This window comes from Dasania sp. GY-MA-18 (assembly GCF_024734385.1).
In the GTDB taxonomy this organism is placed as follows: domain Bacteria; phylum Pseudomonadota; class Gammaproteobacteria; order Pseudomonadales; family Dasaniaceae; genus Dasania; species Dasania phycosphaerae.
Genome location: NZ_JANHAP010000015.1, coordinates 17506 through 38514 on the forward strand (window position 1 = coordinate 17506; position 21009 = coordinate 38514).

Consider the following 21009-nt stretch of genomic DNA (forward strand, 5'->3'; position numbering starts at 1 on the left):
CTAGGCCGCTAGTAAGCTGCCAACCACTTGCCGAATATGGGCAATGGCTCGCTCTATATCGTCGCTGCGGGTATAACGCCCCACCGACAAACGCAATGAGCTATGTGCATCTGCATCACTTAAGCCCATTGCCGCTAATACATAAGATGGTTCCATAGAGGCCGAGGTACAGGCCGAGCCAGAGGAAACCGCTAATTCGCGCAGGGATAGCAATAATGTTTCGCCATCCACCCCCGCAAAACACACATTTAAATGGCTGGGGCTAACCTGCTCAGCACTGCCATTGCGACGCACGCCGGGCAAATCACTAATGCCCTGCCACAGCTGGTCACGCAATTGCGCTAGCTGCTGCTGATCATCGCTAAGACGCTGCTTGGCAATTTTAGCCGCCTCGCCCATGCCCACTAATTGATGGGTAGCCAATGTGCCCGAGCGCAAGCCGCGCTCATGGCCACCGCCGTGAATAATGGGGGCAACCGCACCCTGCTGCAGCGCACGCTTCACATATAAAGCGCCCACACCCTTGGGGCCATAAAATTTATGAGCCGACAAACTCAGCATATCTGCGCCCAAGCTGGCGATACTAATATCCAGCTTACCCGCCGACTGCGCCGCATCTACATGCAGCAGCACCTCGGCGGCACGGCAAACGCCCGCTATTGCCGCAATGGGGTTAATAACCCCGGTTTCATTGTTCACATGCATCAGGCTGACTAAGCGTGTATCCGGCCTTAAGGCCTGCTGTACTTGTTGCGGATCTATATAGCCTTGGGCATTGGGTGTTAGCCAACTGACCGCCACGCCTTTTGATTCCAGCCATTTAACCGGATCGATTACGGCTTTGTGCTCTATTACCGAGCTAATAATATGGCCGCTATAAACCCCGCCTTCACTCGCGGCTTCAAACACCCCCTTAATGGCGAGATTATTTGATTCAGTGGCGCCGCTGGTCCAGACAATTTCACGGGCATCCACGGCCAATAAATCGGCCACATGACGCCTGGCGATCTCTACCTGCTCCTCGGCCTTCCAGCCATAAACATGGGAACGCGAGGCAGGGTTGGCAAAGATGCCATCCATAGTTAAGCAGCGGCTCATGGCCTCGGCGACTTGTTCGTCTACCGGCGAGCTCGCGGCGTAATCTAGGTAAATCGGGGCACTCATGCTTATACCGCACTGGCTTCAATAAGATCTAGGGCCTGCAGGTCATCTTGACGCTTAGCCACAGCCACCACATCCTGCCTAGCCACTAAATCGGCCAAGCTAATGCCACTTAAAAATTGATGTATTTGCTTGCTGAGGTCGCACCACAGGTGGTGGGTAAGGCAAATTTGGCCATCTTGGCAATTGCCCTCACCACCACAACTGGTGGCATCTATAGATTCGTTAACGGCATCAATGATTTGCGCTACGACAATTTGCGCCGCCTCAGCCCCTAAACGATAGCCGCCACCGGGGCCACGCACACTTTGCACCAGTTCATTGCGACGCAGCTTGGCGAACAATTGCTCTAAATAAGACAGCGATATCTCTTGCCTGGCAGAGATATCAGCCAGACTCACCGGCCCCTGCTTAGCATGCAAAGCAAGATCCAGCATCGCTGTAACGGCATAACGCCCTTTGGTAGTTAATCGCATATTATGGCCCGCCGACCGCCTTTAAGATTGCCGCCAGTATGCAATAACCCAGTAAAACAGTCAACTATAAGACCTAGTAATACAGTAGGATATTGGCCGAACGAGGAAGTAGAACAAGAACTGACAACAAGAGAAGTGGTATAGCCCATGGCGATACGCGGCCGCGATTGTAACGCAAAGCCGCCATAAACCCTAGCCCTAGTCCTTATTTTCCTGCTGGGCGCCACCGGCTTTATCAACCCAGCGCTGGGCCGAGGTTAAAATGCCGCGCATCATGTTAATTTCCAGCTCATCCATACGGGTGCGGGTAAACAAGCGGCGCAGGCGCGTCATTAACTGCTTGGGCGCAGATGGCTTTAAAAAGCCCATATTGCGCAGAGTAGACTCTAGGTGCACAAAAAAGCGCTCCATATCTTCAGACTTAGACAGCGGCGCATCCCACTCCTTCATAGGATCTGGCGATAACAGCTGGTTTTGCTGCTGCTCGTTAGCGCCCAAGTGCGCCATACGCATCTCGTAACATAAAACCTGCACGGCCATGGCCAAATTTAAAGAGCTGTATTCTTCGTTAGTGGGTATATGTACATGCAGATTGCAGCACTGCAGCTCATCATTGGTCAGCCCCCTGTCCTCACGGCCAAACACTATCGCCACCGGATGCTGGCTTAACTCCGGGTAAGCCTGCTCAGCACAGGCTCTGGGATTTAACAGCGGCCAAGGTATGCGCCTGCCTCTGGCACTGGTACCCACCACCAAACCACAATCGGCTATAGCTTCTTCTAAGGTACTGGTAATCACCGCGTCATTTAACACATCCTGTGCGCTCACCGCCCTATAATAGGCGACCTCGTCAGGGTAGTTTTTAGGCTCCACTAAATACAATTTAGACAAACCCATGTTTTTCATCGCTCTGGCCACCGCACCTATATTGCCGGGGTGCGTGGTATTGACCAGCACAATGCGAATATTATCTAGCGGAGACGGGGTATTTACTGGCGTGTCGGTCACGAGTTTACCTACTGTATTAAAATGAATAATGACGATTAAATAAAACGGCGCGCAGTTTAGCAGATACCCGGGCCTTAGACGTAGCCCATAGGACATAAATAGGGCAATTACTTTGGCAAAGCGCCAAAGTACTCTGCTATAATCCGCCGCCTATTACCCCGCTCTTTTACATTTCAGGATAAGTCCATGCAACCGATGACCACTATCGCCCTTCGTGCCGCCCGTAAAGCAGGCGAAATTATTGCCCGCGCGTGCGAAAATCTCGACACCATTGATATTGAGTCCAAAGGCAACAATGACTTTGTTACTGAGGTTGATAAGGCCGCCGAGCGCGAAATACGCTACGGCCTAAGCAAAGCTTATCCCGACCACGCCATACTAGGCGAAGAAGGCGGCCTAATCGGCAGCCCCGATGCCGACTATCAGTGGGTAGTAGACCCACTGGATGGCACCACCAACTTTATCCGCGGCATACCCCACTTCGCCATCTCTATAGCCTGTTTTTACAAAGGCCAAATTGAGCATGCGGTAATCCTAGACCCTATACGCCGCGAAGAATTTATCGCCAGCCGCGGCCGCGGTGCCCAACTCAATGGCCGCCGCATACGCGTTAGCAAGCGCACCACCCTAGAAGGCGCTTTAATCGGCACAGGCATACCCTACAAATCACGCAGCGAACAACACATTCCCGAATATATGGCCAGCCTGGAGGCAGTGACTCGCCAAACAGCAGGCATACGCCGCGGTGGTGCAGCCGCATTAGACCTGGCCTATGTAGCCGCTGGCCGCTTAGATGGTTTTTGGGAGATAGGTTTAAACAAGTGGGATATAGCCGCAGGCATTTTATTAATTCGAGAGGCAGGCGGTTTAGTCAGCGACTTCAAAGGCGGCAACGACTATTTAGAAAGCGGCAATATCGTAACCGGCAACCCCAAAACTTTTAAGGCGCTATTGCAAACCGTACAGCCACATTTAAAGCAAACCGCCAAGTAGGCAATCCGCTCTCGCCTAATCACTTAGCCCCCCTTCTACAGGGGGCTAAATCCACACCCCGCGCTATTTTGACTATCGATGTTTAACTGCGAAACGGTTTGCTAGTAAACAGCTGGCGCTCCATCACTCGCTGTAAATCGGCTCGCCGTATAGGCTTAACCAAGAAGTCATTCATACCTACCTCTACACAACGCGTGCGCACCGATGAGTCACTATTGGCAGTTACTGCCACTATGGGCATAAAGTGATTGCGGCGCCGTATCCAGCGAGTGGCAGTAATACCATCCATCACCGGCATTTGTATATCCATTAAAATAATATCGAAGTGAGCCTCATCTATGACCTTTAAGGCTTCTTGACCAGATTCCACTATGCTTGCCTCAGCCCCCATGAGACTCAACAGGCTTTGTAAAATTTGCGCGTTTACCACATTGTCTTCAACAATTAACACTCTCGCCTTTTCTATGCCCCCCGTATTAGCAGGCACTGCCACTTGTGAAACGACTTCTACCGGCAGGGTAATGGCCACTATGGTGCCCACACCAACCTCAGACTGTATATTCAAGTCCGACCCTAACACGGTGGATAAGCGGTAACACACAGTTAAACCTATACCCAAGCCCTCAGAGCTTCTTTCTAAACCTCGACTCACTTGCACAAAATCGTTAAACATAATGCGCTGCTGATCTTGAGTCATGCCGCAGCCAGTATCGGTTAACTCTACCACTAGGCTACTGTCTTCCTCATCCCATTGCACAGACAAAGTAATTCTACCGTGCTCAGTATATTTACAGGCGTTTTCCAAAACCGTGCGCAACATATGCTCAAATAAATAAGCATCGCTAACACAACTAACCGGCACAGACTCACTGCAGTGATAATCAAAGGCCACTCCTGGATTAAGTAAACCCTTGGTATTGTCACATAGCGAGCTCAGCAAAGGACGGATTTCAAAAGGTCTTTCAGTAGGCTCCAAATCATCATTATCGGTTTCAGCCAATAACACTAAATTATCCACCTGCATACGCAAGCGCGCAGCGCCGTAGCTCATGTATTCCAGCAGATCCTTGCGACCTCTATCATTATCAATTTCATCCCACTGCTCTACCGAAGAAATAATGGAATACAAAGGCGTTCTTAATTCATGGCTGACCATGCGTAAAAAATCGGACTTACGCTGATTCTCCTCCTCCGAAATTGTTAAAGCTTGCTGTAACTTGACATTGGCCTCTTTCTCCTTCGCCATGGCCCAACTTTCAGTTTCAACCATCTTACTCAAGGCTGCTTCTTTATCAGACCTCAGTAAGTTAATGCGGTCAGCCAAGGCCAAAGCCAGTAGCAGCATATCAAGGGTTTGAGCAATCAAGGTTATCAGATACTGGTTGCTGTATTGCGTACCGGACACAAACATAGGTAAAGACGAAGCCACTACCCCTATAGCCAATACCGCAAAGGCCAACACAAAGAAACGCGCAGGTTTATATCCCTCCATTAAGCGTTTAGTACCAATAATAAGCGCGCCTAACAACCACACCGAGCTGGTCGCCCCATACAGCAACATATACTCGCCCATAGAAAACAAAGGCATGGCAGCCGCCATAAGCAATGCAAAGCCCACAAAGCCATAAAAATATTTGACTAAACGCGGGTTACTGGCTGCTAAATTTAAAAAATGAATTACATATAAGGTATTGCAAGCGACAGTAAGGAAGAAGGGAGTAATCAAAAACCAATAGCTTTTCCACGAAAACCAGTCTGCCAGTGCATTAAAGGCCGCCAACCAAGAGACTATGCTAAGCAGCAGATAACCGGAATAATAGAGATTACTCCTATCCCTAATCCATACCCCTAAGAAAAGGTTATAGCAGGCTAATATCAGTATTGCGCCAAAGCAAGCAAACACAATAAAGTTTTTTATAGCAAACTGCCGATAAAACTCACTATAGGGCTTTAGCTCTAGCCTGGGCTCGTAGGTATAGTAACGGCTTTGCATATAGACCAGTACTTCAAACGCCTGGCCAGGCTCAACCATAAAATCAACTGCGTAGCTCAAGCCGTGCTTAAAATCATGCAGGTAGCCGCTAGTATATTGCTGCACCTCACCGTTTTGGTAGACATAGACAACAACACTATCGATGATGGAGTTAGAGGGATCTAATACCCAGTTATTAAGCTGGCTTTGATTAATAAATTTTTTATAAAACCAGTAACCGCCACCATTCACCCTATCAATAGCTGTCGCAGGCTTTAACTGTTTAATAAACGCTGCCGGTTCCGCAGGGGCCACTCTAACGCTTTGGCTTAATGTTTGATCACCAGTCTCATAAAACAGCCCAGCGTCAAGCAGTGAGACTATGGAATCATCTGTTAACAGCTCTGCGCTCTCAGCCCACGCCGCCCATCCGAATAGCAGGCCAACACACACAATCAATCGATGAAACATCTACACCCCAGCCATTAAATTTTTATCATTGTTTTGAGTCAACAGTATAAGCCAGCCAGACCATAAGGCCAATTATGACAAAGCATTCTAAGCCGCGCTAATTTTCGACTGGCGCAGCCCTAAATCCATGCCTAACCTAAATAACAGTTAAACCCACATAAATAAAATTTGTTAGTTCAGAGTGAAAAGGATAACGACTCATGGAACAACCTAATGCCCCCTCTTTTATTTATCGCGGTGGAGATATGCTGGACCACCCTCCCTTTCAACAGCAAAACACCAAAATGTATGGCTTTTTTATAGAAGGCCAAATCGATGCCCTACAGCAATGCATAGACAGAGACCTCAATGCTGCCGCCGCTGGCCAGTATAATTTTAAACCCCTGTCTAATTTTGTGATGCTCACCTTCGCCAATATACAAAAATGCTACTCCTCCTCATCACAGGATATAGGCAAAGGCTGGGGCGTAGAAAACGATGTTTGTTTCTGGGTGCCTGTGGGTAATATAGTCAGCAAAGATGGCAAAGAATATTTAAATGACTTTTATTGGTATACCCCTTATATCTGGGTTAACAACCCTATAGCCATGGTCAATGGCCGCGATATATATGGCTATCCAAAAACCATCGCCGAAATCAACCTACCCCCTCACAATGCTCCAGATTATTTTAGTGCAGCAGTTAATAGCTTTAAGCAGTACTCCCGCGAAACCGAATCGGAATGGAACCAAGCTCTTAGCATTAAAAACCTAACCCCAGGCGAAACACCGGTAGAGAAATGGGATGATTTCGTTGATGCCATGAAGGGCATATTCGAATTAGCCGATGGCGCACACCTATACCGCCCCGATTTAAACGGCTACCAGGAAATCCTACACGACCTGACCCAGCCGCAACTGGCACAAATATTCCTCAGGCAATTACCCGAGGGTGATGGCCAAAAAGCCGCTTACCAGGCGCTGGTAGAGGCACCGGCCATAGTCAACAGCTTTAGCGCCGGCGGCCTATTACTGGGGGACTACGAGGTTACTATTAACAATATTGATAGTATCCCTCTAGCCCGCGACTTAGGCATTAAAACTGGCGCGCAAACCTCGGCGTTTAACTTTTGGGTAGACTTTGGCTTTACCGTGCCTGCCGCTAAAACCTTAGTCAACAATAGCCATATAGCCGCCAAACAAAAAATTGCCATACTGGGCGGCGGCGTCGCCTCCTGCACTGCCGCAATGGCTTTAACTAATCAGCCGGGCTGGCAAGATAAATACGATATCACCCTCTACCAAAAAGGCTGGCGCATAGGCGGCAAAGGTGCCAGTGGTCGCAACAGTGCCATGGGCGAACGTATAGAAGAGCACGGCCTGCATATATGGTTTGGCTTTTATAGAAACGCCTTTGAGTACATACAGCAGGCCTATGCCGAGCTAGACCGCCCAGAAGGCAGCACCTTACGTACTTGGCAAGACGCCTTTAAGCCCCATAACTTTGTCGTACACATGGAGCATTTTAATGATATATGGACGCCTTGGTGCTTAGACTTCCCCACCACGCCCGGCAACCCCGGCGTAGGCACGGAGTCGGTCACCGTATGGAAGCTGATACGCACTATCTATGCCTATATACACGAATGGCTAGGCGATATACGCGGCGAGATAAAACAAGCCGAAAGCCTGGAAAAAGCCCGCAACAAAACAACCCCCAAATCCCTAAAAGCCAGGCTGCTATCCTTAGATGACTGGATAGAAGATGAAATCAAAGAAGCCCGCGATGATATAGAAAGCGTGGTTAGCGGCTTGCATAATTTTATCGAATCTTTGCCTGAAGACATCTCCGCCCAAAAAATATCCGAGCGCTCATTGCTCAAACACATATTGGAAGAAATTAAAGAATGGATAGAAGAAGAAGCCCGCGAATACTTGGACAATAACGCCAATATACGCCATTTATTTATAGGCATAGATCTAGGCATAACTATTATCGCAGGCATGATACGCGATGATGTCATACACGAAGGCTATGATGTAATTAACCATTTAGATTTTCGCGAATGGCTGCGCCGCAATGGCGCCAATGAAACCTACACCGTGCAATCCACCACCGTGCGCGCCCTTTACGATTTAATTTTCGCCTTTGAAGATGGCGACATACACAAAGCCAATGTCGAAGCGGGAACAATGCTAAGAGGCTTGCTGCGTATAGGCCTGTGTTATAACGGTAGCGTTATGTGGAAAATGCAGGCTGGCATGGGCGACACTATTTTCACGCCCTATTACCAGCTATTAAAACAGCGAGGTGTCAAATTTAAATTTTTCCACGAAGTGGATGAATTGATTTTAGACCCCAACGACCCCAGCACCGTGCAGCAAATACGCCTCAACCGGCAAGTCGATTTAGTAGACGGCGAACAGGGCTATCACCCCTTGGTCAATGTTAAAAGCATAGGCTGCTGGCCCAGTGCACCGCTATACCAACAAATCGTGCCCGAACAAGCGCAACTACTACAAGACAACAACATAGACTTAGAAAGTTTCTGGAGCGAGTGGCCCAGGGTGTACCAACAACACTATGGCAAACCACTGCCACAAACCCTGCTAGAAAAAGGCAAAGATTTCGACCTAGTCATACACGGCATGTCCATAGGTGGCATGCCCTACAATTGCCAGCAGCTATTGCAACACAGCCCCAAGCTGGCCAATTGCCATAAAAATGTCAAAACCGTAGTCACCCAAGCCTACCAGCTATGGACCAACCCCAGCCTGCCTGAACTAGGCTGGGAGCATTACTCCGACACCGGCGAGCAACCGGTAATGACCTCTTGGACCGAGCCGGTAGATACCTGGGCCGCCATGAACCAGTTATTAGGCAAAGAGGATTGGGGAGACTTGCAGCTAAACCCCAAAAATGTAGCCTATTATTGCGGCGTACAAAATATTACTGAGATCCCCGCCAGAGATGATTATGAGTTTCCACAACGCTGTAAAGACAAAGTGCAGCATAACTGCCTGCAACAAATGAAACACGAGCTTTACAGCCTATGGCCTAATGCAGGCACTGCTGACAGTTTTGACTGGCAGGTACTCACCTCCCCCAATCAACTGCAGGGCGAGCAACGCTTTCAAGATCAATATTGGCGCTCTAACATCAACCCTTCCGAGCGCTATGTGCAATCCTTGGTGGATAGCAGCAAACATCGCATAGAGACTAAAATTGACGACTTTAGCAATATCTACTTTACCGGCGACTGGATTAAAACCGGCTTAAATGCGGGCTGTGTTGAAGCCGCCACCATGGCGGGCTTGCAAACCTCTAGGGCCATATGCGGCCACCCCAAAATTATAAAAGGAGAGTTCGACTTCGGCGATTCAGACTTATAATCGCCTTTAAATTACGCCATAATCAACGCCTAGGTCGTTTCCATCTACCTAGGCATTGATTATAAACCCTCTCACAATTAGATAATACATGAGCAGCGAAACCACAAAAGAAAAACTCTATAGCATTATCTTTGGCACCGAAACGCTAGCCGGCCGTATTTTTGACCTAATACTGATTGGCCTTATTCTAATTAGCGTACTCTGCGTCATGTTAGATTCCTTCAGCCTCTACCACGAAGAGTACTCTACCTTACTGTTTAGCATAGAGTGGTTTTTCACCATTATTTTCACCATAGAATATTTGACTAGGCTGTATTGCTCACCCAACCCCAAAGCTTACGCCAGCAGTTTTTATGGCATAGTAGATTTACTGGCAGTAATACCCACCTATTTATCGCTAATCTTTGCCTCAACCAACTTTTTAATTGTTGTTAGGCTGCTACGTTTATTGCGCATTTTCAGAATATTAAAGCTGTTTAATTACATGAACGAAGCCCATGTATTAATGCGTTCAATTCTTATGGCGAGAAGAAAGATTTATATCTTCTTATACTCTATCAGCATTGCCGTTACGCTCTATGGTTCACTGATGTATGTAGTGGAAGGACCGGAATACGGCTTTGACAATATTCCAAAAAGCATATACTGGGCCATAGTAACGGTCACCACAGTAGGCTACGGCGACATCACCCCGCACACCTTAGCCGGCCAGATTATCGCCTCACTCGCCATGCTAACGGGCTACGCGATTTTAGCAGTGCCCACAGGCATACTAAGCGCCGAATTAATCAATGAAATGAAAAAAGAGCGTGCGGTATACGCCTGCCGTAACTGCGAGCGCGCCGGTCACGAAAAAGATGCGGAATACTGCAAATTTTGTGGCACCGAACTATGGTTTGCAAAAAAAGAAGATGATTAAACAATTAGCTATAAAGGTCAGCGGCCAAGGCTTACTCGCGATTACCCCCTTAGTAGAACAGCAGTTAAGCCAAACAGCGCTTAAAGAGGGCCTGTGTACCTTATTTATACAACACACTTCGGCCAGCTTATTAATACAGGAAAACTACGACCCCAGTGCCCAGCATGATTTAGAAAATTGGTTAAATCGTTTAGTACCCGAAAACGACCCACTCTATACTCATGTTTTAGAGGGGCCCGATGATATGCCCGCCCATATTAAAACAGCACTCACCGCCACCAGTATTGCTATACCTATTATCGACGGCAAACTTGCCCTAGGTACCTGGCAGGGTATTTATTTATGGGAACACAGGCACTACAGCGGCCAACGCTTGGTGATTATGCACGTAGGCCCTTAGGCCTGTGCCAGCACAGCCAGTTGGCACCAGCCCATTTTCTATCGCTGGGTGAGCAATCCAGCTCAACCCACTACTCAGCCCTTATTGTGTTCGCGCCTAGCCAGACTAGCGGTTTTCTATACGATTAAAGTCCAGCAGCCCCGAGGCCACAGGCTCGCTGCGTTTATAATAATGGTGTAGCCAATCGCTGTAAGACCAAAACTGCGATGAGGTTCTGCGTATACCGTAGTGGTCAAGTAATTTACGATAAGCCTGCTCACTATCAATAGCCTTTAACTCGGCAACAAAATCAGCCATTTTTTGCTCTGGCACATGCACAAAGGTATTGGGGTAAGCCCCCACCACACCGTTAATCACAGTAACGGTTTGCTCCTTAGGTATCAGCGTGGACTTCTCGCGTAATAGTGTCAGCACATTACTGCGCGCACGATTGCTAAGCAAGGTGTACAGTTCATCACCGCCCTGCATACCTGCCTTGCCAACTCGTATCAACAACACTTCAGGCAAATAACTAATAGCCTCGCCATTAAACTCCGCCAAGGTTTGCAAGGAGTGCTGCATAGAGCCCGCTGCCGCCATAGTGACTGGCCGATTAATACTGTCTTCTGGCAATAGTTTGCCCCCTATGCGCTGCTGTAATAATTCAAATAACTCAGCCTTAGGGTTAGCACTTTTATAAGCTATACCCAGTTCGTTATCATTACCGCTAGCCAAACTGTCAATATACTTTTTCACGCTCTCCTCTTCATCTCTATACCAAAATTCCAGCTCTTGCTTGGCACTGGCTGATGGTAATAAATTGAGAAAATTACGTTCCCCCTCCATGCGTAAAAAATCCATATACAAACGGGTCAATAACTGGTGGCCCGTATTGCCATAAACATCAAAGCCAGAAACCAGCAAATAATGGATGCGCTCTAATAATGGGTAATCAATTAACCAGGCGGTTTTAGGTTGTTTTCCTAACAAACCTTTTTTTACCGTAGCACTATCAAAATGCCTAAACACGGTTAGGGCTAAATTGTCATTATCGCCATCACCATCCCAAATAAAATCCAATTCTAGTTTTTTACCCTTGGAGAAATATAACTTCTTTAAGCTTTCTTTTTCTTTTAAATATTCACTCTCACTTTTAGAGTAAGCCAGCCAATTCAACAGCGACAGGGTTTGGCTACTTTTTTCAGCAGGTAAATTCAGCGTATCTGACTCTTTAGTAATAAAGCGTTCCACTTTATGCATAAGATTTTCGTCAGGATCAACAAACAACACCCAAAAATGATCATCAATAACATTTAAAGCAATTTGGCCACGACACACTGGCCCTTTAATAAAACCATTGATGGTGAAAGCGGCCTCTTCCAGCATAAATTGATAACGTGATTTAACAGGCAGTTGCGCAAAGCTAATAAAAGGGTTGGCTGATTTTTTCCGCTCGTAGGATGGCAGCTCATTCACCGCATAATCGGCCTTAATAAACCACTGATGCCAGCGCAACATGCGCCCTGAATCCAAGCTGTAAGGCATGTGTTCTTTAGCGGTGATGGTGCTATTTACTCTTTGCAAGCGATAATAAAACACCTCTACACCAGGATCATCATAGGGCCTGCGCGTGGAGATCACCCGTATAGGCTCACCGCTAGGGGTATAAGAACGCACTAAGCGAAAAAACTCACCGGCAGGCAAATCGGGAAAATACAGATGAGCAATAAACAAATGCTCATAAATATACCTGGCACTCAGTTTATGCTTGTTGCTGGGGCCATTTAAAAAACCTTCCCACAAGGCCAGTTTATTTTGATACTCAGGGCCTAGGGCGCCTCTTTCGCGCACTGCCGCGCCCTGCTCCAACCATTGCTTAACCGTATTAAATTCCTGGCTATTTAAACCTGGCAAGCCATAAGGCATACCCCACAGTGGATAATCCTTTTCAAAACTGTCCAGCTCTTCAATTTTGGGGCATTGTTGGTCGCGATTTAAAGCAAAATCAAACTCTGAGCCCAATTGTGTCACTTTCGGCAAGGGCTGGTGCTGCTTCATTGCCAGCAGCCTATACATAACACTGCCGTCTAAATTATTTTGCGGCGTTTGTAGTCGCTCATTTAATACCGGATAAAACCCTTTATTGCGCCACTGCTGGGTATTTTCGGCATCGATAAATAAGCGGCTGACATTACTGGCCAATAGGCGTTTGCCGTCGTAGACCTTGGCCTTAGTCGCCCCCCTATCTATACCCTCAAAGCTAGATAACTTTAACTGGCAGGGCGCGTCATAGCAGCCGTGGCACACCACGCAGCGATTATCTAATATCGGTTTTACATCGCGTCGGTATTCCATCAGCTCGGCCGAGTGATTGTGCTCGCTCAACATACGTTCGCGCACCTGCGGCTCGCCAAATTGCAAGTCCAACTGGTGGCTGGCGTATACCGCACAGCCTGTTAAGACCAATAACAACGCCGCTGTAAAACTTTTTTTCATTATCGCTTTCACTTTTTATTTATAAAAAAACCAGCACAAGTGCTGGTTTTTAATCAAAACTAGAACTTATTGTTAGCTAGCTCGCTGCCCTGCTATATGTAATGCCGCCACTCTATAGGCTTCTGCCAGGGTGGGAAAATTAAAAATATTTTCCACAAAGCCATCGACCTCCATATTCGATAACAGCGCCATCTGCCCTATATGAATGAGTTCGGTAGCGCCCTCACCCACTATCGCCACCCCTAATAATTTTTTGCCTTTGGGGCAGGCAATTAATTTTAACAAGCCGTCTTGCACGCCAGAAATTTGGCCGCGGGCTATCTCCTCAAAACGAGCATAGCCAACAATAACATCGCCATAGCTGTCACGAGCCTGTTGCTCGTTCATGCCTACGGTAGATAATTCAGGTATGGCATAAATGCCCGACGGTATCATGTCGGTCATTTCACCTAAATCTATGCCCAAGGCCCCCAGGCAAGCTCTGCGCCCTTGCTCCATAGAGGCCGAAGCCAATGAAGGTGGCCCTATCACATCACCGGCGGCATAAATATTATCCACCGCGGTTTTACAATGTTTATCGACGGGGATAATACCACGTTCATTCAATGATAATCCGGCATTCTCTATACACAGCCCTTCTACATTGGCCACCCTACCGGCGGCAGACAGTAGCTTTTCACTGCGTACTATGCGCCCGCCCTCTAGCTCGGTTATCACCTGTGACACCCCATCCCAATACACTCTATTGACTTTTACATTAGGAATAAACTGAGCACCACTGGCCTCGAAGGCATGAACAAAGCGATCGGTTAAGTCAGCATCTAAAAAACCCAAGGGCCTGGGGTAGCGATCTATCATAGTCACCCTTACTCCCAGGCTGGCAAAGATAGAGGCATATTCACTGGCAATTACGCCGCCCCCTAGTACCGTTAAAGTTTGCGGCAAGTACATCATAGACAGTATAGAGTCACTGTCGTAGATGTATTCGTGATCCACTTCTATATTGTCTACATGCCGGGGTATGGAGCCGGTGGCAATCACAAAGTAATCAGCCTTAAAAGTTTGCTGTTGGCCACCGGGCATATCGACTTTTAGGGTTTTATTGTCTACAAAGCTGGCGCGACCATGCACCCGTTCGATTTTGTTACGAGCGATTTGCTTATGTATATAGTCGTCGTGAGCTTTGATTACCGAATGCATATTGTCGATTAAAGCGGCCATTTCGGTATCTGGGCGTAGCGAAAACGAAAAAATCTCAGCATGGCCACGCAAATGAGCGATACGCAGGGCGTTTTCGCGCAGAGTTTTACTGGGTATAGTGCCTCTATGTACACAGGCCCCACCTAGTACTTTATCCCCTTCTATCATCGCCACTCGTTTACCGGCCTTAGCTGCTTGCACGGCTGCTTTTTGGCCAGCAGGGCCACTGCCCACTACTATAATGTCGTATTGTTGTTCGCTACTCACAGCTTTAAGGCCTCTATGGTGTTATTAATATCGTCCAGTTTTTCCAGCAATTGCTCTACATCACTGACATACAGGTTCATAACTACCACATAGGGATCGCTAGCCAAAACCTTTGCGTCGTACTCGCCTTGCTCTAAAGCCACTTGTGCAAATACTCTGGCCGCCCTAATGGCATCAATCACATCCTGAGCTTTAGATTGCGCTTGCTCACTATCAATATTGGCTATGGTCTCAGCCACCGCTGCCGGTAATTGCCAGCGCTCTGCCAGTATCACCCCTACCTGCTTCTGATAGCGATCAATCAAACGCTGCGCACTAGCCCTATCCACCTCAAGTTGTAACTCTTGGGCGCACTCCAACGCCGCCTGCAATACCGCGGGCTTGCCAATCTGAAACAATAAGCCCGATAAAAAAGTAGACTCCACATTTTTACGGGCTTTACGCGCGATCTCTTTAGCCCATACTGCCGTCGATAACGACGCTAGCCACAGCTCTTTTATCAAAGGTTCAAAACCAGGCGCCGCAAATAACTTAGGCCCCATGGTGGCAGCCATAGCTATTTCCGCAATATTTTGCATACCCAATCGGGCTATGGCCTGCTGTAGCGAGGTCATTTTAGCGCTGGGGCTATAGGCAGCAGAATTGGCTATGCGCATAACATGGCCCGCCAAGGCTTGGTCGCTTTGGATTAAACGCGACAGCGCCGCGGCATCAGAATTAACATCATTAACTAGGCTTAAAACATGAGTGGTAACCTGGGGTAACATGGGCAGTGATAGCGCCTGAACGGCTATCTTCTGCTCCAACAGAGGGCTTACACTACTATAAACATCATCTTGCATTATCTTTTCACCTTATAGTCGGGCTGTGCTGCCGGCCTTAGGCCTAGCACTTATTATTTTGCCCACTGCAGCTTTATTTATTAGTATTCAACAGCTTAGATCATATTTACAAAATCACCGTCTAAAAGCTTAGGTTTTACACTAGCCTTTCGCCAGTTGTTGCCTAACACTAGCGGATTTATCATACCAGCGCCCTTAAACAGCTAGATATTGACTATGATCAAACAACTAAAATGGCTTATGGCCATGCTGGGCGGCCAACAGCCCAATGCCAGTACCCTCAGCCATTACCAGCGCTTGCAGCAACTCTGCGATAGCCATCAGAGCATTACTATACGGTTGAAGTATCACCCTATAGATTATCAAAGCCTGATATTACATATAGACCAAGAGCATCATGAGCTGTTAATTGATGATTTATTCCCCGCGCTGGATAAGCCCTTAACCGCCAACACCACCCTGCAGCTAATAAGCAACAGCGCGGGCCAGCAGCTGAACTTTTACACGCGGGTGATTCGCCGTTGCCGCAACGGCAGTGATAGCAGTTATTTATTAGAGTTGCCCAAAGAGTTGGGGCATAATCACAACCGCAGCAGCTATCGTGTTTATGTCGATAATGAACGTGGCCTGCGCATACGCTTAAACGATGTAGAGCCAACATTAAAATCAGTCAGAATATCTAACCTTTCAAGCAATGGTATCAAGTTATATTTTAGCGACAACGTCCAAAACCACTTAAAAAATATTCGCTACTTAGACGATGTGGTGATTATTTTGCCCAACGACTACAGCATAGATTGCCGGATTCAAATATTAAATAACTACCTAATACAAGGCGGCCACCCCCATAGCGTAATAGGTGGCAAGCTGATTATTAAGCAACCATTACACAAAAATAAGCTACAACAATATCTGGCTAGCGTACAACGCCAACAACGAAAAAGAGAGAACCGTGACAGTTAAAAATATTATCCTGGGGCTTATCACCCTGCTCAGCACCAGCCTTGGCTACAGCGAGCAACAAGCTAATGAAAACACTATTAATAACAGCGCAGTGATACTGCTATACCATCATGTAGCTGACGATACTCCCGCTATTACCAGCGTGAGCCCACAGCAGTTTGAACAGCAACTGGATTATTTACAGGCCAATGATTTTAAAGTATGGCCACTGCCGCAGTTAATGACTCACTACCGCCAAGGCCTTAGCATCCCCGATAAAGTCGTGGCGATTACTTTTGATGATGCTTATGAATCGGTATACAGCCAAGCCTATCCTAGACTCAAACAACGCGGCATGCCCTTTACTATTTTCGTCACCACCGACTCAGTAGATAAACAGTTTAATAAACAGCTGAACTGGCAAGCCTTATTAGAGATGAGCCGCAACGGTGCCACTATTGCCAACCATACCGTTAACCACCCCCATATGCTTTACCGTTTTGAGGGCGAAAACGATAAGCAGTGGCAACAACGTATGCAGCAAGAAATCGACGGCGCACAGCAGCGCATCGCCGAGCAAATAGGCAGCCAACATAAGCTCTTTGCCTACCCCTACGGCGAACATAATCAAAGCTTAAAAGAACAGCTAGCGCAAATGGGCTACCTGGCTTTTGGCCAGCAATCGGGTGCCTTAGGTCCTTATAGCCACGCCCAAAGCATCCCCCGTTACCCCATAGCCGGTGATTACAGCAAACTGGATGATTTTATTCTTAAAATACACACCAAAGCGATGCCTGCCATAGAGCTTAGCAGTAGCGCAACGCCGCTTAGTGCCAAACAATCAAAACCCACAGTGACATTGGAATTTAAGCAGGCTATACACAAACCGTTTTTTCAATGCTACGGCCCTGGTGGCAAGCTGCCACTGCAGTGGCAAGCTAATACTGTAACAATTACTGCGGCTGTTGATATTCCTGCCGGACGCTCGCGTTATAACTGCACCCTACCCGCCGGGGATAATCGTTATTATTGGTATTCCAAGCCGTGGGTGCGTTTAAAAGATGACGGCACTTGGATTTTAGATTAAGGGTTTAGCGCTGCTTCCACTTTTGGCTGATCGTATTGGCTTAACCGGTTAATTCTAATCATTTGCCGCAGCTCTTTAATATACTCCTCACCCCTAGTGGAATAACTGAGCAAACCTTCAGCTAAAACAGAACCTGATAAGGGCGCATTTTTAGCGCGTAAATCCGCACGTATCTCTCGCAGCTCTATATAAGCGCTGTAGGCATTGAGGTTATGCATATAGCTCACCACGGAGTCCATAGGGCTGGCAAAACTAGCCACCTCGTAGGTTTCACCCTCAGGCCTGCCTGTGGGCACTATGCCGCAGCCTACCGAAAAGCACCATTGCCCGTATAAGTTATTACCCTGTAGCGCAAAACGCGAGGTGCCCCAGGCTGATTCATTGGCTGATTGCGCCAGCGCCAAAGAAGGCGGTATTTTATCCACTCGTATTAATAGCTGCTCTATTATTTTTAGCGGCTGATAACCCTTACTCTCGACATTGTATTTTTTTGCCCACTTTAGTAACCATTTTTTGTCGCTGGCGACTAATTTATTGCCCTGCTGTAAGCTCGCTTGCAGCTCTAAAATACGTGCCCGGCGCCGCATTATCCTATCGTTTTCCAGTTCTATCATAGGCAGCATAAACGCAAAAAAAGCCGCCTTTTTTTTCCGTACTGACTTGTACTGCTTAAAATCAGGCAAGGTATTGACTAAAGCGGCGGCGCGCTCATCTAATTGATCAGTGGCATCAAAGGGTTCAGGCTCAGGATAATAAATATATAAAACCACCATCAAAGCCACAAACAGTAGCAGCAAGGGCAACATCACTTTTTGCATCACATAACGAACTAACATAAACCAACCTTTAGCGGTGTATCACTATTAAGCTTTTGCGCGAGGGCCGGATGCTACTGAAATAGCCGCTGCATCGCAATCTTGACTTTGCGGTGAAAATTACTGGGCTAACTGCTCTAATAACAGTTCACGTTGACGCCAGTCGGGGAAAATACTGGCCAAATATTGGTAAAAACGGCGGCTGTGGTTCATCTCCAGCATATGACAAAGCTCGTGTACCACCACATAGTCTATGCAAGCCTGCGGGTATTTCATTAGCTCTACATTAAGAGTAATTACCCCCGCACTGGAGCAGCTGCCCCAGCGACGTTTCATCACCCTTAGCTTTAATTGCGGCATGGCCTTGTTGATAGGTAACTGAGGAAAATAAAACTGCAAGCGCTGTAAAAAATATACTTTGCCCTGCGCCCTATACCACTCGGTTAAACAGTTTTTAATATGAGCTTGATCCTGCGGCAGCGTGGCCGCCACCTTAAAGTGACCGTCTTGCAGGCTCACACAGTTGCGGGCTGCCGCTTTAATTTGCAAAGGGTAGCGCTCACCTAAATAAGGTTGCAGCTCGCCGTGAGTAAAACCAGGTTTGTTCGCCAAAGCTTGACGACGCTGTTGCTGCTGTTTCAGTACCCAGTCGCGGCGTTCGCTAACAAAGCGCTCTATCTCGCGTTTGGCCAACCATTTGGGCACGCGCACTTCTACACTGGCGTCTTCCAACACATGCAGAGCCATGGTTTTACGCGCCTGCCGTTTTACGCTGAATTCAAAAGACACGCTTACAGAGCCTCAGCATAATCATTAATCACCGACACAAACTCGGCCCCGTATTTTTCCAGTTTATTCTCACCTACGCCGTGTATGGCCAACATTTCAGGCAGCGACATGGGCATGACTTCAATCATCTCGCGCAGGGTTTTATTGCCAAACACCACATAGGGCGGCACATTGTTTTCATCGGCTATACGCTTGCGACAATCCCGCAAGGCGTTCCACAAAGCTTCATGCTCTATAGGCACTTCTGTTTTACTGGGCTGACGTTTGCTGCTACTGATTTTTAATTCTTCTTTACGTAATTGCAGAGCCTGTTCGCCTTTTAAAATCGGACGGCACTGCTCGGTTAATTGCAGCGCGCTATAACCCTCTACATCTACCCGCAATAAGCCCCGCACGACTAATTGGCGTATGACCGAGCGCCACTGCGGCTCGGAAATATCCTTACCTATGCCAAAAGTGCTGAGTTGCTGGTGGCCATGCTGCAAAACTTTGTCGCTTTCCTTGCCCTGCAACACATCCAAAATATGGCCTACCCCAAAGCGTTGGCCGGTGCGATAAATGGCTGATAGCACCTTTTGTGCCGCCACACTGGCATCCCAGGTTTCGGGAGGGATCTGGCAGTTATCACAGTTGCCACAATGTTCTGAAGCTTCATCATTAAAATAATTCAACAACACTTTGCGACGACAGCTGGTGACCTCACACAGCCCTAACATGGCATCCAGCTTATGGCGCTCTACCCGTTTAAACTGCTCGGCCCCTTCCGATTGTGCCAGCATTTGCTGCAGGCGCACTACGTCTTGCAAGCCGTAAACCATCCAGGCTTCAGAATCACCACCATCGCGACCCGCCCTACCGGTTTCTTGATAGTAGGCCTCTATGCTTTTGGGTAAATCCAAGTGGGCAACAAAGCGTACATCGGGTTTATCTATACCCATACCAAAGGCAATAGTGGCGACGATGATCACGCCCTCTTCCCGTAAAAAACGATTTTGATGGCTTTCACGCAGCTGTGCCGGTAAGCCTGCATGGTAGGGCAACGCATTATAGCCCTGCTTAGTCAGCCACTCGGCGGTGTCCTCCACTTTGCGACGCGACAGGCAATAAACAATGCCCGCCTCGCCTTGGCGATTTTTTAAAAAGGCCAGCAATTGTTTACGTGCATTGCTTTTAACTGCAATGGCATAGCGTATGTTGGGGCGGTCGAAACCACCGACAAACTGCTGGGCTTGCTGCAGCGACAGCCTGTGAATAATTTCTTGCCGGGTGCGCACATCGGCAGTGGCGGTTAAAGCTACCCGCGGCACCTGCGGAAAATAATCGTGCAATAAGCTTAGGGATAAATAGTCAGAGCGGAAATCATGGCCCCACTGCGAAACACAGTGAGCCTCGTCTATAGCAAATAATGCCAGCTGGCATTGCGACAGTAATTGCAGAGTGCGCTCTTGTATCAAACGCTCAGGGGCGATGTAGAGTAAATCCAGTTGCTGATCGCGCAGCTGTTGCTCTACATGATTTTGCTCGGCAATAGAGAGCGTAGAGTTTAAATAGGCCGCCGAAACACCCAGCTGGCGCATAGCATTAACCTGATCTTGCATCAGGGCAATCAAGGGCGAAATCACTATGCCCACTCCCGGCCGCAAGATGGAAGGCAGTTGATAACAGAGTGATTTCCCCGCCCCAGTAGGCATTAACACCAAGGCATCGCCGCCAGCCACTAAGGTGTTTATTACCGCCTCTTGATCGCCACGAAAACTATCGTAGCCATAGAGTTGCTGTAGTAGTGCTTGCGGGGTTTGGGTGTGGGGCGTTGTTATCATG

General features: G+C 47.8%; 16 protein-coding genes. 6 read left to right on the plus strand and 10 right to left on the minus strand.

The window, feature by feature from the left end; genetic code table 11:
• From NO559_RS15455 to trmJ, 3 genes are all read right to left on the minus strand, one after another.
• A complete protein-coding gene (locus NO559_RS15455; protein ID WP_258332782.1) occupies window positions 1–1164 on the minus strand; it encodes an aminotransferase class V-fold PLP-dependent enzyme in 1164 nt (387 codons plus the stop codon).
• 2 nt (window positions 1165–1166) lie between these two features.
• The gene (iscR, locus tag NO559_RS15460) at window positions 1167–1637 is read right to left on the minus strand and encodes a Fe-S cluster assembly transcriptional regulator IscR (RefSeq protein WP_258332783.1); all 471 of its coding nucleotides are present in this window, start codon (window positions 1635–1637) and stop codon (window positions 1167–1169) included.
• A gap of 198 nt (window positions 1638–1835) precedes the next feature.
• Entirely contained in the window at window positions 1836–2645 is an 810-nt protein-coding gene (trmJ, locus tag NO559_RS15465) for a tRNA (cytosine(32)/uridine(32)-2'-O)-methyltransferase TrmJ (protein WP_258332784.1), read from the minus strand.
• A 186-nt stretch (window positions 2646–2831) separates the two neighbouring features.
• Between trmJ and NO559_RS15470 the strand changes: the two genes are divergently transcribed.
• A complete protein-coding gene (locus NO559_RS15470; RefSeq protein ID WP_258332785.1) occupies window positions 2832–3638 on the plus strand; it encodes an inositol monophosphatase family protein in 807 nt (268 codons plus the stop codon).
• A gap of 82 nt (window positions 3639–3720) precedes the next feature.
• Here NO559_RS15470 and NO559_RS15475 read toward each other — a convergent pair whose 3' ends face one another.
• Complete coding sequence (locus NO559_RS15475; protein ID WP_258332786.1) at window positions 3721–6081, minus strand: 7TM diverse intracellular signaling domain-containing protein; 2361 nt, start codon at window positions 6079–6081, stop codon at window positions 3721–3723.
• A gap of 200 nt (window positions 6082–6281) precedes the next feature.
• On the opposite strand from NO559_RS15475, the gene NO559_RS15480 reads away from it, so the two are divergent.
• From NO559_RS15480 to NO559_RS15490, 3 genes are all read left to right on the plus strand, one after another.
• Window positions 6282–9452: an NAD(P)-binding protein gene (locus NO559_RS15480; protein WP_258332787.1), complete on the plus strand. Its 3171-nt coding sequence runs from the start codon at window positions 6282–6284 to the stop codon at window positions 9450–9452.
• Between the two features lie 88 nt (window positions 9453–9540).
• Window positions 9541–10371: an ion transporter gene (locus NO559_RS15485; protein WP_258332788.1), complete on the plus strand. Its 831-nt coding sequence runs from the start codon at window positions 9541–9543 to the stop codon at window positions 10369–10371.
• Window positions 10364–10771 carry a secondary thiamine-phosphate synthase enzyme YjbQ gene (locus tag NO559_RS15490; protein WP_258332789.1) on the plus strand — a complete coding sequence of 136 codons (408 nt, stop codon included), beginning with the start codon at window positions 10364–10366 and terminating at the stop codon, window positions 10769–10771. Before NO559_RS15485 ends, NO559_RS15490 begins: the two co-directional genes overlap by 8 nt.
• A 105-nt stretch (window positions 10772–10876) precedes the next feature.
• On the opposite strand, the gene NO559_RS15495 is transcribed toward NO559_RS15490, so the two are convergent.
• The 3 genes from NO559_RS15495 to NO559_RS15505 form a co-directional block, all read right to left on the minus strand.
• Window positions 10877–13246, minus strand: coding sequence for a fatty acid cis/trans isomerase (locus NO559_RS15495; RefSeq protein ID WP_258332790.1), 2370 nt, complete (start codon window positions 13244–13246; stop codon window positions 10877–10879).
• A gap of 72 nt (window positions 13247–13318) precedes the next feature.
• A complete protein-coding gene (gene sthA / locus NO559_RS15500) occupies window positions 13319–14713 on the minus strand; it encodes a Si-specific NAD(P)(+) transhydrogenase (RefSeq protein ID WP_258332791.1) in 1395 nt (464 codons plus the stop codon).
• Window positions 14710–15555, minus strand: coding sequence for an HDOD domain-containing protein (locus NO559_RS15505; RefSeq protein WP_258332792.1), 846 nt, complete (start codon window positions 15553–15555; stop codon window positions 14710–14712). The genes sthA and NO559_RS15505 overlap by 4 nt, the downstream gene beginning before the upstream one ends.
• 216 nt (window positions 15556–15771) lie before the next feature.
• Here NO559_RS15505 and NO559_RS15510 point away from each other — a divergent pair, with 216 nt between their 5' ends.
• Window positions 15772–16518, plus strand: coding sequence for a flagellar brake protein (locus tag NO559_RS15510; RefSeq protein WP_258332793.1), 747 nt, complete (start codon window positions 15772–15774; stop codon window positions 16516–16518).
• Window positions 16508–17584 carry a polysaccharide deacetylase family protein gene (locus tag NO559_RS15515; protein ID WP_258332794.1) on the plus strand — a complete coding sequence of 359 codons (1077 nt, stop codon included), beginning with the start codon at window positions 16508–16510 and terminating at the stop codon, window positions 17582–17584. The genes NO559_RS15510 and NO559_RS15515 overlap by 11 nt, the downstream gene beginning before the upstream one ends.
• On the opposite strand, the gene NO559_RS15520 is transcribed toward NO559_RS15515, so the two are convergent.
• The 3 genes from NO559_RS15520 to recQ form a co-directional block, all read right to left on the minus strand.
• Window positions 17581–18420 carry a glucosaminidase domain-containing protein gene (locus tag NO559_RS15520; protein ID WP_258332795.1) on the minus strand — a complete coding sequence of 280 codons (840 nt, stop codon included), beginning with the start codon at window positions 18418–18420 and terminating at the stop codon, window positions 17581–17583. The genes NO559_RS15515 and NO559_RS15520 overlap by 4 nt on opposite strands.
• Window positions 18421–18519: 99 nt before the next feature.
• Complete coding sequence (locus NO559_RS15525) at window positions 18520–19188, minus strand: M48 family metallopeptidase (RefSeq protein ID WP_258332796.1); 669 nt, start codon at window positions 19186–19188, stop codon at window positions 18520–18522.
• Window positions 19189–19190: 2 nt separating this feature from the next.
• Window positions 19191–21008, minus strand: coding sequence for a DNA helicase RecQ (recQ, locus tag NO559_RS15530; RefSeq protein ID WP_258332797.1), 1818 nt, complete (start codon window positions 21006–21008; stop codon window positions 19191–19193).
• Between the last annotated feature and the right edge of the window lies 1 nt (window position 21009).

Coding starts and splice junctions, on each gene's coding strand:
- NO559_RS15510 (WP_258332793.1), top strand. CDS start 15,772: ATGATCAAACAACTAAAATGGCTTATGGCCATGCTGGGCGGCCAACAG.
- NO559_RS15490 (WP_258332789.1), top strand. CDS start 10,364: ATGATTAAACAATTAGCTATAAAGGTCAGCGGCCAAGGCTTACTCGCG.
- NO559_RS15455 (WP_258332782.1), bottom strand. CDS start 1,164: ATGAGTGCCCCGATTTACCTAGATTACGCCGCGAGCTCGCCGGTAGAC.
- NO559_RS15505 (WP_258332792.1), bottom strand. CDS start 15,555: ATGCAAGATGATGTTTATAGTAGTGTAAGCCCTCTGTTGGAGCAGAAG.
- NO559_RS15470 (WP_258332785.1), top strand. CDS start 2,832: ATGCAACCGATGACCACTATCGCCCTTCGTGCCGCCCGTAAAGCAGGC.
- recQ (WP_258332797.1), bottom strand. CDS start 21,008: ATGATAACAACGCCCCACACCCAAACCCCGCAAGCACTACTACAGCAA.
- NO559_RS15495 (WP_258332790.1), bottom strand. CDS start 13,246: ATGAAAAAAAGTTTTACAGCGGCGTTGTTATTGGTCTTAACAGGCTGT.
- NO559_RS15475 (WP_258332786.1), bottom strand. CDS start 6,081: ATGTTTCATCGATTGATTGTGTGTGTTGGCCTGCTATTCGGATGGGCG.
- NO559_RS15480 (WP_258332787.1), top strand. CDS start 6,282: ATGGAACAACCTAATGCCCCCTCTTTTATTTATCGCGGTGGAGATATG.
- iscR (WP_258332783.1), bottom strand. CDS start 1,637: ATGCGATTAACTACCAAAGGGCGTTATGCCGTTACAGCGATGCTGGAT.
- NO559_RS15520 (WP_258332795.1), bottom strand. CDS start 18,420: ATGTTAGTTCGTTATGTGATGCAAAAAGTGATGTTGCCCTTGCTGCTA.
- NO559_RS15485 (WP_258332788.1), top strand. CDS start 9,541: ATGAGCAGCGAAACCACAAAAGAAAAACTCTATAGCATTATCTTTGGC.